The 634-nt window shown below is 16.1% G+C and carries 1 protein-coding gene; it reads left to right on the plus strand.

Translation table 11 applies throughout. The features are described from left to right. The first annotated feature begins 186 nt into the window (after positions 1 to 186). The gene (locus BGI41_RS08255; RefSeq protein WP_088540220.1) at positions 187 to 474 is read left to right on the plus strand and encodes a hypothetical protein; all 288 of its coding nucleotides are present in this window, start codon (positions 187 to 189) and stop codon (positions 472 to 474) included. The last annotated feature ends 160 nt before the right edge of the window (positions 475 to 634 follow it).

Raw genomic sequence — 634 nt, forward strand, 5'->3', positions numbered from 1 at the left:
ATTTTTTCCAATTTTATCATTGTTTTTTTAAATATTTTTATTATTTTTAAAAGTTTTTCATTGTTTTATTAATTTTTGTTTAATTTTCATTTTGTATTAAATCAAAAGCTTTTTATATTAATTTTTTAATAACCTTAATTTAGTTAATAAAAATTTATTTTTGATCATTTAATTAGGAGGGAGTATATGAATAAATATAGAGAATTATTGAATAAACTTAATATTCATGAAAAGTTAAATGATGATGAAATTATTCCAAAATTAGATGATTTTGTAGATAGTAAAATTACTATGATTAAACCAAAAGTTTACAAATTAGAAACTAAAACTTCTGTTTTAACTTTAAACTTTATTTCAAGAGAATGTAAAGATGAAATTAAACCAACTAATGAAAGTTATGGTAAAGGTTGGATTTTTAATTTCCATGGTGACAATCTTTTAGAGTATACAACTGCACCTATTTTAAATTTTTAGATATTTTATTTAAAAATTTTTTATATTTTATTTCTATTTAATTCTTATTTAAAAGTAGATTACATTTAATGTTTTTTTTATTATTTATTTAGTCTATTTTTTCTTTTTTTATTATTTTTATAAATTCTTAATTTTTAGTAAAATTTATATATAACTATGG

This window comes from Methanobrevibacter sp. 87.7 (genome assembly GCF_002208625.1).
In the GTDB taxonomy this organism is placed as follows: domain Archaea; phylum Methanobacteriota; class Methanobacteria; order Methanobacteriales; family Methanobacteriaceae; genus Methanarmilla.